This is a genomic window from Mucilaginibacter rubeus (assembly GCF_014643835.1).
Classification (GTDB): domain Bacteria; phylum Bacteroidota; class Bacteroidia; order Sphingobacteriales; family Sphingobacteriaceae; genus Mucilaginibacter; species Mucilaginibacter rubeus.
Genome location: NZ_BMKD01000003.1, coordinates 26,219 through 41,512, shown reverse-complemented (window position 1 = coordinate 41,512; position 15,294 = coordinate 26,219). Strand labels below are relative to the sequence as shown.

Below are 15,294 nucleotides of genomic sequence, written 5' to 3'. Positions count from 1 at the left end.
AGCGCCAAATGGCGCTTTTGTTCTTTTATACCTGTCTGCCGCGGCAGTTTTTGCTTTTAATCCAATACCCTATTATACAACTCCCAATAATCCTTCACCATTTTATCGCTCGAAAACTGCGAATTTGCCCAGTCATAACAATCAGCCCTGCTAATCTGACGGAGCCAGCCAACTGCTTCGGCGGCTTCATCAACCTTATTAACCAAAAAGCCGGTCTGTGCGTTTTTGATTAATTCTGGCATCGAGCCCCGGTTAAAAGCTATGACCGGCGTACCGCATAGCATTGCTTCAGCCACACTCAGGCCAAAAGGCTCATCAAAGCTGATGGGATGCAACAGTGCATAAGCTCTGCCTAAAAGCTCCCGGCGCTTATCAGGTCCGGCATGGCCTATATACTCCACATTGGCACAAAGCAATGGCTCTATCTTTTCCTTAAAGTAGTTGGTATCCTGAACTATACCAGCTATCAGTAATTTCCGTTTACTTTTTTTGGCGATATCGATAGCTTCGGCAGTTCCTTTATCGGGATGGATACGACCGAAGTACAACAGGTAATCATCCGGCTGTTCATAAAACTGAAAATCACGGGTATCGAGGCCATTATATACCGTGGCTAAATAATCAAGCTCAGGACTACGGTCGGCATTGCTGATAGAAACATAATGCCCCCGGCTATTATATTTTTTATAAACCGGGATGATCTTTGATGATGAAAACCCGTGAATGGTAGTGAGTAGTGGCGTTTTAATCAGGCCTGAATATGTAAGCGGCAAAAAGTCAAAGTTATTATGAATGATATCGAACTGACCGGCCTTTTCCATCAGGTTACTAATATGCAGGCATTCCAGCACTTTGGCATCCTGCGTTCTGTCTTCCTCGTAACCTGTATCACAAATGGCATCAAGTTTACCCGCGGTTATCGAATCGCCCGTGGCGAAGAGTGTTACCTCCGCCCCCATTTTGATGATCCCTTCGGCTATATTTGATGCTATTTGCTCCCAGGGCCCGTAGTGCCTGGGCGGCGTGCGCCAGGCAACAGAGGCTAATACAGCTACCTTCATTTAACAGATCTGCATTTTTTGGCCGTATTTATTGTATTCGTATTCCAGCTCAAAGGCTTTCAACACCGTAAGGTGCGATATCAGATAAGCCAGTGTACTTTCAGCTCCCTGGTTACGGTTAATGCCGCCAGGCAGCAAACCATCGCAGCAGCCTTTGGTTTCATGGTCATACAGCGGTGCCCGCAAAGTATTTTCGCCAAGGAACCATTTATAGCTCAGGAACATTTTTTCAATATACTGCGGTATCCTGAAGATCTGGTATGCCTGGAAATGCATCAGCACCATAGCCATGGTTTCAATAGCCTGTTGATCAAATGTTGGGAATGTGCCGCCACGGTAATACCAGCCATCATTTCCAACAGGACTTAAATATCCGTTTGATAAAGTAAGCTGATCAAGGAAAGCCATAGTTGCCAAAGCTATTTTCCTGGCTTCCTCATTACCGGTAATCTCGCATGAGTGCAGTAAGGCCAGCGGCAGGATGGCGTTATCGTAAGTCATCTTTTCCTCAAACCATTGCCAATCATCAGCCTGGGTGTTGTTATAGGCATCAATTAATGGCTGGGTAAGGTTGGCCAATATTTTAACCATACCCTCGTCTGTAGGGTAAACCTGCAGGTAAAGACTGATACCAATTATAGTATTGGCCACACCCCTTAAATGTTTCAGCGCTGAAAAATGCGGCACCGATTTATGGAAGATCTCCAGGGCGAATTCACGGTATGAATTGCTGGCCGCACAGCCAATCAAATGACCAAGGGCCCAAATGGTACGGCCAAATGAATCTTCCGAGCCAACCTCGTCCAGGTAGCGCCTGTCAAAACTCAGGAAGTTGCGGAAATTACCATCATCAGTTTGCATATAGTGGATGTAGCTCAGGTAAATAGGCAGCAGTTCAAATGCTTCCCGGCTCCCGTTACGCTGATAAGCCATTAGTGCCATAATGAGCGCACGGGCATTATCATCCAAACAATAACCTTCTTTTAAATTCGGGATCCCGTACTTGGCATGTTGTACAATCCCGGTATCATCGGTTAGCCGCAATACGTGGGTCAAGCTGAATTTCGGCAGGATCTCCGGATCAACAATGCTGTTACGCAGAATTTTATCACTGAAATCAAAACGTACCAGTGATTCCTGAGCCACTTTAATAAATTCGGCACCAATAACAGGCCAGCGTAAATGCAAACCATATTGGTAAGCGTTTTCTTTCAGTTCGTTCAGCACTCGGTCCTGATCAAGTAATTCAATAACGGTATCGGCCAGCGCTTCCGAATTTTTAAAATCAAATAGCCTGCCACGCTTTTCGGCCAGCAATTCGGTAGCATGCCAGTATGGAGTCGAAACCACAGCTGCACCCGCACCAACCGCATATGATAAGGTACCGCTGGTGATCTGTGCTTCGTTTAAATATGGTGTTACGTAAATTTCGCAGGCAGTTAAATAATTTACCAATTCCTCTTCCGACACAAATTTGGCAATAAATGCCAGGTTCTTTGACACCCCTAATTGCGCCGCAAGTGATTTCAAATGATCTCGATACTCCTCGCCCGAACTTTTGATAACCCCGGGATGTGTATTACCCAATACCACGTACATCACATCAGGGTGTTTCGCTACTATTTTAGGCAATGCTTTTATTACGGTTTCCAAACCTTTGTTGCGGCTTAGCAAACCGAAGGTTAACATCACCCTTTTGTTTTTAAAAGCCGACAAGCTTTTCACCGGATTCTCGGCAGGGGCTTCCACATCAGGTACGCCATGCTCTATGATCTGGATCTTGTCGGCAGGGATCTCATAAATATTGGTCAGGAAATCTACAGCACGTTTGCTCATCACCACAACCTTCGATGATTGCTCGGCAATTTCGCGAATAATGATGCGCTGCACATAGCTCGGGTCTTTCAATACTGTATGCAAAATAGAGATCAATGGCTTTTCGAGACGATTGATCAGCGGTAAAATATAAATGCCGCTTTCGCCGCCGTAAATGCCAAACTCATGCTCCATAATACATACATCGGCATTACTGGTGTTGATATAATTGGCCGCACGGATATAATCTTTCTGGTGATTTTGACGAATGATATATTTAACTTCCTCCGGGTATTCATATTCCTGCAGGTTTTCCGAATCATTAAGTGCCACAACAAAGCCATTTTGTGCTAAGGTGTGCCTTTCAGGGAAATTTGAACTGATGGCACGCATCAAATTATTATTAAATGTTGCAAGACCGCATTCGCGGGGGGGATAGGTTGATATATATGCTATTTTCATATGTAGATTGTGTATAGATGCTTTGATAGTTCGTTTTACAACATTTAATTAATTGTAAAAGCAGGGTGACCTTAAAAAGATGCATCAGTGACCTTATTTATTGCCTTTAGGACACTGAAAGCATTGTTTTTATAGGCATTGCTATAAATACACAAACCATACCAATTTAACTCAAACTATAATCCTTATGAATTATGAAGGTGTTGTAACAGGCAATTTACAAGGAAGAATAGCACAGAATTGACTTAGCCAAACATCGTTGTGCTTGTCGGCTTTCTTTGATTCGCAAATGGGCTGAAGAAAACTTCTTTTCATTTAGTATAGAGCAGTAATGAGATTTCGCGTTAACGCGAAAGAGAAATCATATACACAATCGAGGCTGGATTTGCATGGTTTCTTAACTGTCCGCAGAAGATTTCTCCTCATTTCACGAGGAGGAATGTTATATTTTATTTATTAGTGTAGAAATCAATCGCTTCTATAATTACATCACAAGCTTTCCTGATCTCGTCGTGGGTAATGATCAAAGGAGGCGCCAAACGCATGGAGTTGCTGCAATGTAAAAACCAGTCGGTTATTACACCGTTTTCGATACAACGGTCAATTATGTTTTTATTGAGCTCGAAGTTTTCCAGTTCGATAGCCATCATGAGGCCTTTGCCGCGTACCTGTTGTATAGCCGGGTGTACAAGCAAATCCCGAAACAAAGCTTCCTTTTCGGCTACGCCGGATACCAGGTTGTTATCCAGCAGAAACTCCAGTGCCGCTAAACCTGCCGCGCAGCATACAGGGTGCCCGCCAAAGGTAGTGATATGACCAAGGATCGGGTTTTCCTTTAACGCGTCCATGATCTGGTTTGATGAAATGAACGCCCCTATCGGCATCCCGCCGCCTAAAGCTTTTGCCAGTAACAGGATATCTGGTACGATATCAAAATGCTCAAACGCGAAAAGCTTTCCTGTCCGTCCAAACGCCGCCTGGATCTCATCCAGGATCAACAGCGTACCGGTTTCGGCACAACGGGCGCGTAAAGCCTGCATATATGCAAGATCCGGCACACGGACGCCGGCCTCACCCTGGATGGTTTCGATAATCACGCAGGCGGTTTCTTGAGTTATCAGCATAAGATCTTCCGGGTTATTAAAACGGATGAAATTTACGCCCGGTAATAAAGGACGATAAGCCTGTTTAAACTCCTCATTGCCCATAACACTCAATGCGCCATGTGTGCTGCCATGATATGAGTTAAGACAAGCCACAACCTGCTGCCTGCCTGTAAAACGCTTGGCAAGCTTTAATGCCCCCTCAACGGCCTCGGCACCCGAGTTGGTAAAATATACCGACTGGAGGGGCGCCGGTAATACGGAAACAAGCTTTTCGGCAAAGCGCACCTGCGGGGTCTGTACATACTCGCCGTAAACCATCAGGTGCATGTATTTATCAACCTGCTCCTTTATCGCATTAATAACATAAAGATTGCTGTGCCCAAGACTGCTTACCCCAATGCCCGAGATCAGGTCGATATAAGGCTTGCCCTCCGCATTGTACATATAAATACCTTCGGCACGCTCAAATTCAAGCAATAAAGGAAAATTAGTGGTTTGCGCGTTATTGGCTAAAAAAAGCTGGCGAAGAGTTGGCATGTTGTTAAGTTGTATTCAAAACTGTTAAAATCCAAACCGTCATTGCGAGGTACGAAGCAATCGCGAACTATACAGAGCGGCTCTGCTTATAGGGGATTGCTTCGTACCTCGCAATGACGAGTAGTAGAACCCAGACTTACGAAGTTTTAAAAACTTCGTAAGTCTTAGGTCCGCAATGATGACCTACTTAGATTTACCGACAAAGATAAACTAAAACAGATGGACGAAAATCCATCTGTAAACGTATTTTTAAAATGATCTTGATTTATTAGGAAGAAAAGAAACCTAATCTCTAAACTCCAACCTCTAATCACTACCCCTAATTCCCCGCTCTCTCGCTGCGTTCGCTGAGTTGTTTGATGAGCTCATCGTTAAATTCCTGTTCGCTTTTGTACAGGACACTCACCTTTTCGGGCGGAAGGATCTTGGCAAAGGAATCGCGGTAGCGTTTACGGATCCCAACCAGCTGGCTTTCGTAATAGATTTCCTTATCTATTTGCTCGGTGCCGTTGGTTGATGAAGTGGAGTTATTTAAACGCTTCAGAATGCGTACAGCAGTAAGCTCCTGCTGGTACTGATTATAAAGCGGCCAAAATTTGTTAGCCTCTTCATCAGTAAGATCAAGCTGGCGGCTGATATACCTGTTACGGGCAGCCTCAAGTCTTTTACCCATAGCGCCCTTTTTGTTGCCATTAGGACGTACCGGGTTAAGTTGGGGCCTTGAGGGCGTTTGAGCCGGAACAAAGCGGTTAACCTGCCCCACAGCTTCATAGCCTAATGCCATAACAAATAACACAATACAAATATGCCTGATCAATTTACTCATTAAATTTTTTCCTCTGTTTAATTATCTATATAATCCGACAGATCTTCGTCTGCATTACTTGTGTTGCTTTTTTGGTTTGCATCTATCAGCGTACGGGTATCGCTTGCGTCCATGTGTAACTGAAGATAGCTTTTTATTTCATCAACCGGCACCGATGATACCTGCTCATGCAAGTAAGAATGGTTATGATCCGGCGCCTGGATATCTCCCCTGAAAATAACACCCACACCTAATATTAAAGCAAAGCAGGCCGCTGTAGCATACCTGATGGTTGGCGACAACCAAAGCCTTCTCACCATTCCTTTTTTCTGTACAGGTTTTGCTTTGTTAATGCTTATAACATTATCAATCTCCTGCTCCTCTTCAACTTCAGCATTAACTGTTTTATCCAGGATGCGCTGGTTAAGCTTATCAAAGTAATCAATCGGTACAACAAAACCTTCGTGCCCGGCATTTATTGCTTCCTCAACTGCTATGCGGCTTTGAATATTGGCACTTAGCTCCTCAAAATAATTTTCAGGAACAGTAAACCCTTCTTCATTGCCCATGGCTTCTTCAACCGCTATACGGCTTTGGATGTTGCTGCTCAGTTCATCAAAGTAATTTTCGGGTACAGAGAAGCCTTCATCAGCCAGGTTCATAGCCTCCCCCACCGCTATACGGCCTTGGATATTGCTGCTTAACTCGTCAAAATAGTTTTCGGGCACCGTGAAGCCCTCTCCCGCATTCATGGCTTCATCAACCACAATCCGGCTTTGAATATTGCTGCTCAGCTCATCAAAATAATTTTCGGGAACGGTAAATCCCGAATCACCGGCGCTAAAAGCACGCTCAATATTTATACGGCTCCGGATGTTGCTGCTTAGCTCGTCAAAGTAATTTTCGGGTATGGTATACCCTGCAGATGGATAGTTTTTTAATCCCTCAAGCCTTATACGTGTTGTAATGTGCTGCGCTAACTCATGGAAATAGCCGTCAGGCACTGTAAACGGGTTAGTTTTGCTAACCTGTTTCAGCGCGATGAAATCATCCAGCCATTCCCTATTGTCCATATCGCTTTTCATACACAACTATAGATTGGTATAGTGCTAAAAGGTTTAACGTAAATTAAAAAATTAATCCCTGCCAAGCAAATGAGCTTCTATCTTCTTGACTGCCAGGTGAAACGAAGCCTTTAAAGCCCCCACGCTGGTACCCAAAACCTGCGACATTTCTTCATACTTCATGTCTTCATAATATTTCATATTGAAAACAAGCCGTTGTTTTTCGGGCAGGGTAAGCAGTGCTTCCTGTAGCTTACGCTGCGCAGCATCGCCGTTAAAGTAGGTTGAGTCGGCCAGTGTATCGGCCAGCTCATAAGCAACATCATCCAACGAAACATTATTTTTTTGTTTTTTCTTATTCAAAAAAGTAATGCATTCGTTGGATGCTATCCTGTACATCCAGGTGTACAGTTGCGCGTCGTTTCTGAAACCGGCCAGGTTTTTCCAAACCTTTACAAAAACATCCTGAACCAGATCATCAGCATCGTCATGATCAACAACCATGCGCCTGATGTGCCAGTATATTTTTTGCTGGTATTTTTTCAACAACAGGTTAAATGCTTCATTCCGGGTCTTTTCGTCCTGAAACTTGCTTAATATCTCTGAATCTTCAACCTGTACCGACATTTTTAGAATTTTATTAATGTTAAAGGTTTAATTAACCTTTTTTGTTTTTTCTTTCTATCACCTTTTTCACCGCCGCCACAATATGATCTGCATCCAGGCCGTATTTGGTCATCAGCTGTTCAGGTGTACCGCTTTCGCCAAAGCTGTCATTTACAGCTACGTACTCCTGTGGTGATGGATTGTGCACTGCAAGCACCTGTGCAACGCTATCGCCTAAGCCACCCAAACGGTTATGCTCTTCGGCAGTAACTACGCAGCCTGTTTTGGCAACCGATTTCAAAATAGCCTCTTCATCCAACGGTTTAATGGTGTGGATGTTGATGATCTCGGCATCGATACCCTGCTCTGCTAAAATTTCGCCCGCAAGGATAGCCTGCCATACCAGGTGACCTGTAGCAAAGATACTTACATCAGCGCCTTCGTTCACCATCCATGCTTTACCAATTTCAAATTTTTGATCGGGATCGGTAAAGATCGGAACAACCGGGCGGCCGAAACGTAAGTAAACCGGGCCGTCATACTCAGCAATAGCAACAGTAGCGGCTTTGGTTTGGTTGTAATCGCAAGTGTTGATAACAGTCATGCCTGGTAACATTTTCATCAGGCCTATATCTTCCAAAATCTGGTGGGTAGCACCGTCTTCGCCCAAAGTTAAACCGGCATGTGAAGCGCAAATTTTAACGTTTTTGTTTGAGTAAGCTACCGACTGGCGGATCTGATCATAAACCCTACCGGTTGAAAAGTTTGCAAAAGTTCCGGTAAAAGGGATTTTACCGCCTATGGTCATACCGGCAGCAATACCGATCATGTTAGCTTCAGCAATACCTACCTGTACAAAACGCTCAGGGAATGCTTTAATAAAATCGTTCATTTTTAACGAACCAATAAGGTCGGCGCAAAGTGCAACAACCTGATCATTTTTCTGGCCTGCTTCCAGCAACCCGGCGCCAAAGCCCGAGCGGGTATCTTTTTTATCTGTGTAAGTGTATTTTTTCATTGTTCAAATTCCCCCTGCAATCGAGAGGGATTGGCATTAAATCGTAATAATTAAACTGATGTTTCTAAACTTCCCCTTCAGGGGGCCAGGGACTAATAATCGCCCAGTGTTTCCTCTAACTGATCTAAAGCCAGTTTAAGCTGCTCATCATTTGGCGCAACACCGTGCCATTTGTGGCTGCCCACCATAAAGTCAACACCGTACCCCATTTCGGTATGCATCAGGATCATGATCGGTTTACCCTGACCTGTGCGGCTTTTTGCTTCTTCAAGCACTCTAACCACATCGGCCATATCGTTACCTTTCATATCCAATACATCCCAGCCAAAAGCTTCCCATTTAGCGCGAAGATCGCCTAATGAAAGTACCTGTTTGGTTGGACCATCAATTTGCTGACCGTTAACATCGATAGTTGAGATCAGGTTATCAACATGATTGTGCGGGGCAAACATTGCAGCTTCCCAAATCTGGCCTTCCTGGATCTCGCCATCGCCATGCAGGGTAAACACCAATGATTTATCACCGTTTAATTTTTTTGCCAATGCAGCGCCGATAGCTACCGATAAACCCTGTCCCAATGAACCCGAAGCAATACGGATACCCGGAAGATGCTCATGTGTGGTTGGGTGACCTTGTAAACGCGCGTTCAGTTTACGGAAAGTTGCCAGTTCGGCTTTATCAAAATAACCGGCATGTGCCAATGTGCTGTAAAACACGGGGGAAATATGGCCGTTTGACAAGAAGAAAATATCTTCGCCAACTGCATCCATATTAAATTTAGGATCGTGGTTCATTACCGAAAAATACAATGCGGTAAAGAAATCGGTACAGCCCAATGAGCCGCCCGGGTGGCCTGATTGACAGCCATGTACCATGCGTACAATGTCGCGCCTGATTTGTGACGCGGTTTTTTCTAATGTTTGTAAGTCTGCTTTCATTAATGGAATTTAGGAACTGCTAAAGTAGCTATTTTGATTGTGTTTTTAACACTTATTTTACAAGATCGAGCACCTGCTGAGATGAGTTTTGGGTATCAACCTTATTTATCACATGCGTAATAACCCCTTCTGCATCAATTATAAATGTGGTACGGGCTGTACCCATATATTTTTTGCCGTACATGTTTTTTTCAACCCATACGCCGTAAGCTTCTACAATTTTAAGCTCATTATCCGCTATCAGGGTAAATGGCAGGCTATATTTGGTTTCAAACTTTTTGTGCGATTTTTCGTCGTCGGTACTTACCCCTATCACCTCAAAACCTTTGCTTAAAAGTGATTGATAGTTATCCCTGAAATCGCATGATTCGGCAGTACAGCCGGGGGTATCATCTTTAGGATAAAAGTAAAGGATCACATTTTTGCCTTTATAATCGGCAAGGGATACTTCTTTGCCGTTTTGATCTTTAGCGGTAAAAGCAGGAGCTTTATCGCCTTCTTTTAATGTTGTCATGGCTTATTTAGGTACTTATCTGGAAAAATCGGCGGAAAATTCCGAAAAATTATTCTTGTTATCAACTAAAGTCAACTTAAACACGTGTTTACCGGGTGCAATATCGCTATTAAAGGTGTAACTTAATATTTTAGTTTTATAATCATGTTCCATTAGCACCCATTTACCATCAATTGTGCCTGTATAGTTCTTAATTCCTGATAAATTATCGCTCATTCTAAAATTAATACTGCGGGCAGCCTTCATATTGCTCCCATTTTTGATATTGAGCGGGCGAATAACCGGGGCTACCGTATCTACCTTGATATAATAGTCGCCAAAGGCACTTACCTGCGATATCACATAGCCATCTTTAAAGTAACCGCCCTGGCAGCCTCCCCATGAACTTACAATAACCGCCTTATCAGTGTACTTACCCAGGTCGACATCGGGCTTGATCCAGATTTCATAATTATCGTGAATGGGCGTTAACCGGTTATGGATATGGTGCACGGCAGAATAAGCACCTGCAGGTTTGGCTGATGCTGAATATTGAAAATCAAGGTCATCATAAAGGTTACCTGGCATAATGATCACTTTCACTTTGTCGTTGCTAAACTCGCTCCGCTTGTCATAGTAAAACATAGTACCGGTAGGTTTCACAGGCTGTGGGTTTGTAAACGGAGATGATTTAACCTTCAGGTTAAGCGATGCTGTATTGCCCGCCACATCCTTTACAATATACTCCACATCATGCGTCGCGTTATCATCGAACGTAATAATGCCGTTATTTACCGATTGCGGATACAATGAAATCCGGCTGCCGGGCAGGATGAAGCATTTCTGCATCCACCTGCGGGATGATTCAAATGCAGGGTAATCTATATACGCATTGATGGCATGGGTCTGATCAAACGCGAAACGTTCAACCGCAAAGGTATACACGGTTTTGCCATCCAGTTTTAGCTCTATAGAATAAACGCCGTTATGATTAAACGACGTGCTGTTCATATCGGTGGTATTAATCCCGAATCCGATATTGCCGCTTAGTTCCAGCGTTTGTGGTTTAAGGAGATGATAATTACCTGCTGAGCCCGTAACGCCTAAAAACTCCCTGGGCGTTTTTTCGCTGAACGGTTTTCCGTTGAGGTGATAGATACCAATAGCGGTAATTGTAGGCGGCACTTTATCAGGAATGGTTAAACCAAATAGCTGTGCATTGATAGTTTCCTCTGTTTTACTGTCCCTGATCTCAAAGTGCACATGCGGCCCGGCCGATGCACCGGCATTTCCTGAAATGGCTACCACCTCATCCTTTTTTACCGGCACCTGTGTTGGTGTAAGTTTAAAATCGGCTTCGTAGGTTTGGTGCTCGTACTGGTATTTCTTTACCAGCTCAATAACCGCTGGACTAAAACTTTGCAGGTGACCATAAACCGTAGTATACCCATTGGGGTGGGTAATATAAATAGCCCTCCCAAAACCGCCAAACTGAACACGTACCCTTGATATATAACCTTCGGCAGCTGCATGCACAGGGTAGCCTGTCCGCTGGTTGGTTTTAAAATCGAGCCCGGAGTGGAAATGTGACGGCCTTAACTCGCCAAATGAACCGGCTGTAGTGGGTGGCGTAAGATCAAGCGGATACCTGAAATAATTTTGCGGGTAAGCCCTGCTTTGTATAATATTTTGAGCAAATGCGTTTGAATAAAGCGCCAAACACATTGCGCCTGTAACCAATATTTTTTTTATCATGCTTACTTAACGTAAAAATCGAGCATTTTCTCATCTTCGAGGTATCCCTCAAGTCTGTCGCCGATTTTTACTTTTGATACACCTGGTGGGGTGCCGGTAAATATTAGGTCGCCCTTTTTTAGGGTGATGTATTTTGAAACAAAGGCGATGATGCTCTCAAACGAAAAAAGCAGATCGCGGGTGTTGCCCTGCTGGCGGGTTTCGCCGTTAATATCCAGCTTAAAGTTGATATCATAAACAGATTCAAACTTGGTCTTAGGCACAAAAGTACTGATGGGCGCCGAGCCATCAAAGGCTTTAGCCAGTTCCCAGGGAAGACCTTTTTCTTTGTGGCGTGCCTGAACATCACGTGCGGTAAAGTCAATACCTAAGCCAATTTCTTCGTAGTAATTAGCGGCAAATTTCTCGCTGATGTGCTTGCCTTCTTTACTGATCTTCAAAACCAATTCAATTTCATGGTGAACATCTTCCGAAAAATCGGGATGGTAAAAAGGCTTGTTCTCTTTTAATAATGCCGTATCGGGCTTCATGAAGATAACCGGCGTTGTGGGTACCGGGTTATTGAGTTCTTTGGCGTGTTCGGCGTAGTTGCGGCCAATGGCAATAATTTTCATAAATGAACGCTATAATCGCCAAAGCTAAAAAAATTGATGGGTTTGGGAGGAAGGTTTATAATGTTGTATTAATAATTTGACGTTCCCCTCAAGTAAAACTTACGCAGGCAAGTTGCGTACCTCTGGCACGCCCAAAATGGGGTTCATTCAATTGCTACAAACCTTTTGCCCCGCCGGGGTAGTCAAAAATGAAAAAATTAAGTTTAATCGAATTTAATTAATAACCGAAATCCTTTTGATAACAGATTCAGTACCGGCTACAACGCGCACAAAATAAAAGCCGCGGACCAGTTTATTGCTGATGGGATAATTCAAATTATGATCGCCGGATTCAACCCTTTGCGAAAACAGGGTAGAAATATCGTTGCCCAGCACATCCATTATTTTAATGGTTACGTTGGTGTTGCGCGATATGGAATATTTAAGGTTGATCTGGTCAGTTACCGGGTTAGGGTATAATTGCACATCAGTCAGTAGTTTATCATCCGGTCGGGATACATTCAGTTTTACACTTGAAGTAACAGCGGGCTTCAAAGGGGGAAGCGAAAGGTGCAAGCCATTCTTTAAATAAGACGTTTTGGCGGCTTTAGTTTTACCCCTAAGATACACGGTATCAGACTTTAGCGAATGACCATCGGCAACAAAGGCGAAATTCACGAAAATTGCCATCGCAATTATCACGACCCATGTATAGGTATAAACATAAGAATATGTAAAATTTCGCCTCATTATTTAGTATGATTCTACAAAAGTATAAATAATGCCCTCATCCCATTAAATATTAGTGTTTTTGTAAAACTTTTTAACAAATTTTAACAAAATGCACAGCCTTATTGTACAATAGACACATAATTTCCTTATACGTTTAATCATTGTAATGGTTTAACCAAAAAAATTAATATTTTTGCCATCTCTAAATCATAAAAGTGTCAAATCATAAAGATCTGCATAAACTGTCGGCCGCGGGCTTTCTAATCAGTTTAGGAATAATTTACGGTGATATTGGTACCTCCCCATTATACGTATTCAAGGCTATAGTTGGCCAGCGTCAAATTTCAGAAACATTAATTCTTGGAGGTGTTTCGCTCATTTTTTGGACATTAACCCTGCAAACCACTTTAAAGTATGTGGTGATAACCCTAAGGGCCGATAACAAGGGTGAGGGCGGCATTTTCTCGCTGTTTTCATTAGTACGGCGTAAAGCAAAATGGCTTATTATACCGGCGGTTGTAGGGGGCTGCGCCCTTTTGGCCGATGGCATTATTACCCCGCCAATTACCATATCATCGGCCATTGAAGGTTTGCAAACCTATTACCCTAATTTGCCTACTGTATATGTGGTAATGGCCATTATTACCGCTTTATTTATCATACAGCAATTCGGCACATCACTGGTAGGTAAGGCATTCGGGCCTATCATGTTCGTCTGGTTTACGATGATGGGCTTTTTAGGTGTTACCTATATCGTACATGATCCATGGGTTATCCGCTCGTTAAACCCGTACTATGCCATTAAATTGCTTACCTCAAGCTCAAGCGATGGCGCCTTCATTATATTAGGTGCCGTGTTTCTGTGTACCACGGGTGCCGAAGCATTGTACTCCGATCTTGGTCATTGCGGTAAAGCCAATATCCGCGTAAGCTGGGTTTATGTTAAGATTTGCCTTATCCTAAACTATTTAGGCCAGGCAGTTTGGCTGCTACAACGTAACGGGCACGTTATGGACCTTAACGCTCAAAACCCTTTTTATCAAATCATGCCAACATGGTTCCTGATATATGGTATCGGCATAGCTACAGTAGCGGCCATCATTGCCAGCCAGGCGCTGATATCAGGTTCGTTTACGCTCATTGCCGAAGCGGTAAGGCTTAATCTTTGGCCAAAAGTTAGGATCAACTACCCATCAGAGCAAAAAGGACAGTTATATGTGCCCAGCGTTAACTGGCTGCTTTGGGCCGGTTGTTTAGGTGTGGTGCTGATATTCAAACACTCGGATAAAATGGAGGCTGCTTACGGCTTAAGTATTACCGTAGCCATGCTTATGACTACCATACTGGTATCCAAATTCCTGAAGCGCAAAAAAGTGCCCAATTATATCATCAATACGTTTTTGGCGGTTTACCTGCTTATTGAAGGAACCTTCCTTACCGGTAACCTGCATAAGTTCTTAGATGGCGGTTGGTTTACACTGTCGATAGGTTTTGTATTGTTTACTGTGATGTGGACCTGGCATACCGCCCGCAAGATCAGGAACCGCTATGTGAAGTTTGTTGAGATAGAAGACTATTTTGACATTATAAAGGAGTTAAGCTCCGACGAAAGTGTGCCTAAATATGCTTCGCAGTTGGTTTATTTAACCAGCGCCAACTTCAATTCAGAAATCGAATCAAAAATTGTTTATTCTATACTTCAAAAACAGCCTAAACGTGCCGATGTTTATTGGCTGGTACACGTTGACGTAGTGGACGAACCTTACAAACGCGAATACGAAGTTGACCATTTAGTGCCAAACAAACTCATCCGGATTGACTTTAAGCTCGGTTTCCGCGTTGAACAGCAAATAAACCTGCTATTCAGGAAAGTAGTAGAAGACCTGGTTAAAAAAGGCGAGGTTGATATTACCAGCACTTATAAATCACTGAACAGGCACAAAATTGTCGGCGATTTCCGTTTTGTGGTGATCGAAAAGATCTTCTCACGCTCACACAACCTGTCATTCATCGAAAGATTTATAATGGATTACTACAAGCAGCTTAAAAAAGTGAGCTTATCCGAAGAGCGCGGTTTCGGCCTCGACCTGAGTTTTGTAACGGTAGAGAAAGTACCGCTGGTACTTGCTATACCTGAGGCAATTGAAATCCACAGGGTTAATTAATTGCAATCCTTTTTAATATTGAAAGCCTTCCGGAAACGGGAGGCTTTTCTTTTTACATTCTGTCGCTCAATCTGCCGCGGGCTTTCAGCCCGTGGTATACCATGGTTTGAGCTTTCAGCTCAAGGGTGTAAGCTGAAAGCTTAC

General features: G+C 43.5%; 13 protein-coding genes. 1 reads left to right on the top strand and 12 read right to left on the bottom strand.

What is annotated here, in order from left to right; translation table 11 throughout:
• Positions 1-56 precede the first annotated feature (56 nt).
• The 12 genes from IEX80_RS10665 to IEX80_RS10610 all read right to left on the bottom strand — a co-directional run bounded on the left by IEX80_RS10665 (position 57) and on the right by IEX80_RS10610 (position 12,943).
• Entirely contained in the window at positions 57-1,061 is a 1,005-nt protein-coding gene (locus IEX80_RS10665) for a glycosyltransferase family 4 protein (protein ID WP_188832876.1), read from the bottom strand.
• A complete protein-coding gene (locus IEX80_RS10660; RefSeq protein ID WP_188832875.1) occupies positions 1,062-3,338 on the bottom strand; it encodes a glycosyltransferase family 4 protein in 2,277 nt (758 codons plus the stop codon).
• 449 nt (positions 3,339-3,787) lie between these two features.
• Entirely contained in the window at positions 3,788-4,981 is a 1,194-nt protein-coding gene (locus IEX80_RS10655; RefSeq protein WP_188832874.1) for an aspartate aminotransferase family protein, read from the bottom strand.
• 319 nt (positions 4,982-5,300) lie between these two features.
• Positions 5,301-5,807 (bottom strand): hypothetical protein, encoded by a 507-nt coding sequence (locus tag IEX80_RS10650; protein WP_090531962.1) that lies wholly within the window; start codon positions 5,805-5,807, stop codon positions 5,301-5,303.
• A 17-nt stretch (positions 5,808-5,824) separates the two neighbouring features.
• Positions 5,825-6,871 (bottom strand): hypothetical protein, encoded by a 1,047-nt coding sequence (locus IEX80_RS10645; RefSeq protein WP_188832873.1) that lies wholly within the window; start codon positions 6,869-6,871, stop codon positions 5,825-5,827.
• 51 nt (positions 6,872-6,922) lie between these two features.
• Positions 6,923-7,477 carry an RNA polymerase sigma factor gene (locus tag IEX80_RS10640; protein ID WP_090531966.1) on the bottom strand — a complete coding sequence of 185 codons (555 nt, stop codon included), beginning with the start codon at positions 7,475-7,477 and terminating at the stop codon, positions 6,923-6,925.
• A gap of 31 nt (positions 7,478-7,508) precedes the next feature.
• Entirely contained in the window at positions 7,509-8,474 is a 966-nt protein-coding gene (locus IEX80_RS10635; protein WP_090531969.1) for a transketolase family protein, read from the bottom strand.
• A 92-nt stretch (positions 8,475-8,566) separates the two neighbouring features.
• Positions 8,567-9,412, bottom strand: a complete 846-nt coding sequence (locus IEX80_RS10630; protein WP_090531971.1) for a transketolase — start codon at positions 9,410-9,412, stop codon at positions 8,567-8,569.
• Positions 9,413-9,464: 52 nt separating this feature from the next.
• Positions 9,465-9,926, bottom strand: a complete 462-nt coding sequence (gene bcp, locus IEX80_RS10625) for a thioredoxin-dependent thiol peroxidase (RefSeq protein ID WP_188832872.1) — start codon at positions 9,924-9,926, stop codon at positions 9,465-9,467.
• Between the two features lie 15 nt (positions 9,927-9,941).
• Positions 9,942-11,660 (bottom strand): M23 family metallopeptidase, encoded by a 1,719-nt coding sequence (locus IEX80_RS10620; protein WP_188832871.1) that lies wholly within the window; start codon positions 11,658-11,660, stop codon positions 9,942-9,944.
• A gap of 2 nt (positions 11,661-11,662) precedes the next feature.
• The gene (locus IEX80_RS10615) at positions 11,663-12,274 is read right to left on the bottom strand and encodes a fumarylacetoacetate hydrolase family protein (RefSeq protein WP_129570998.1); all 612 of its coding nucleotides are present in this window, start codon (positions 12,272-12,274) and stop codon (positions 11,663-11,665) included.
• Between the two features lie 213 nt (positions 12,275-12,487).
• On the bottom strand, positions 12,488-12,943 hold the full coding sequence (locus IEX80_RS10610; protein WP_175490060.1) for a T9SS type A sorting domain-containing protein: 456 nt from the start codon (positions 12,941-12,943) through the stop codon (positions 12,488-12,490).
• Positions 12,944-13,200: 257 nt separating this feature from the next.
• On the opposite strand from IEX80_RS10610, the gene IEX80_RS10605 reads away from it, so the two are divergent.
• Entirely contained in the window at positions 13,201-15,150 is a 1,950-nt protein-coding gene (locus IEX80_RS10605; protein WP_090531981.1) for a KUP/HAK/KT family potassium transporter, read from the top strand.
• Positions 15,151-15,294 lie beyond the last annotated feature (144 nt).

What these genes read in the sequence shown, in the direction of transcription:
- IEX80_RS10620 (WP_188832871.1), bottom strand. Translation starts at nt 11,660, where the DNA reads ATGATAAAAAAAATATTGGTTACAGGCGCAATGTGTTTGGCGCTTTAT.
- IEX80_RS10645 (WP_188832873.1), bottom strand. Translation starts at nt 6,871, where the DNA reads ATGAAAAGCGATATGGACAATAGGGAATGGCTGGATGATTTCATCGCG.
- IEX80_RS10665 (WP_188832876.1), bottom strand. Translation starts at nt 1,061, where the DNA reads ATGAAGGTAGCTGTATTAGCCTCTGTTGCCTGGCGCACGCCGCCCAGG.
- IEX80_RS10660 (WP_188832875.1), bottom strand. Translation starts at nt 3,338, where the DNA reads ATGAAAATAGCATATATATCAACCTATCCCCCCCGCGAATGCGGTCTT.
- IEX80_RS10615 (WP_129570998.1), bottom strand. Translation starts at nt 12,274, where the DNA reads ATGAAAATTATTGCCATTGGCCGCAACTACGCCGAACACGCCAAAGAA.
- bcp (WP_188832872.1), bottom strand. Translation starts at nt 9,926, where the DNA reads ATGACAACATTAAAAGAAGGCGATAAAGCTCCTGCTTTTACCGCTAAA.
- IEX80_RS10635 (WP_090531969.1), bottom strand. Translation starts at nt 8,474, where the DNA reads ATGAAAAAATACACTTACACAGATAAAAAAGATACCCGCTCGGGCTTT.
- IEX80_RS10650 (WP_090531962.1), bottom strand. Translation starts at nt 5,807, where the DNA reads ATGAGTAAATTGATCAGGCATATTTGTATTGTGTTATTTGTTATGGCA.
- IEX80_RS10655 (WP_188832874.1), bottom strand. Translation starts at nt 4,981, where the DNA reads ATGCCAACTCTTCGCCAGCTTTTTTTAGCCAATAACGCGCAAACCACT.
- IEX80_RS10630 (WP_090531971.1), bottom strand. Translation starts at nt 9,412, where the DNA reads ATGAAAGCAGACTTACAAACATTAGAAAAAACCGCGTCACAAATCAGG.
- IEX80_RS10610 (WP_175490060.1), bottom strand. Translation starts at nt 12,943, where the DNA reads ATGGCAATTTTCGTGAATTTCGCCTTTGTTGCCGATGGTCATTCGCTA.
- IEX80_RS10640 (WP_090531966.1), bottom strand. Translation starts at nt 7,477, where the DNA reads ATGTCGGTACAGGTTGAAGATTCAGAGATATTAAGCAAGTTTCAGGAC.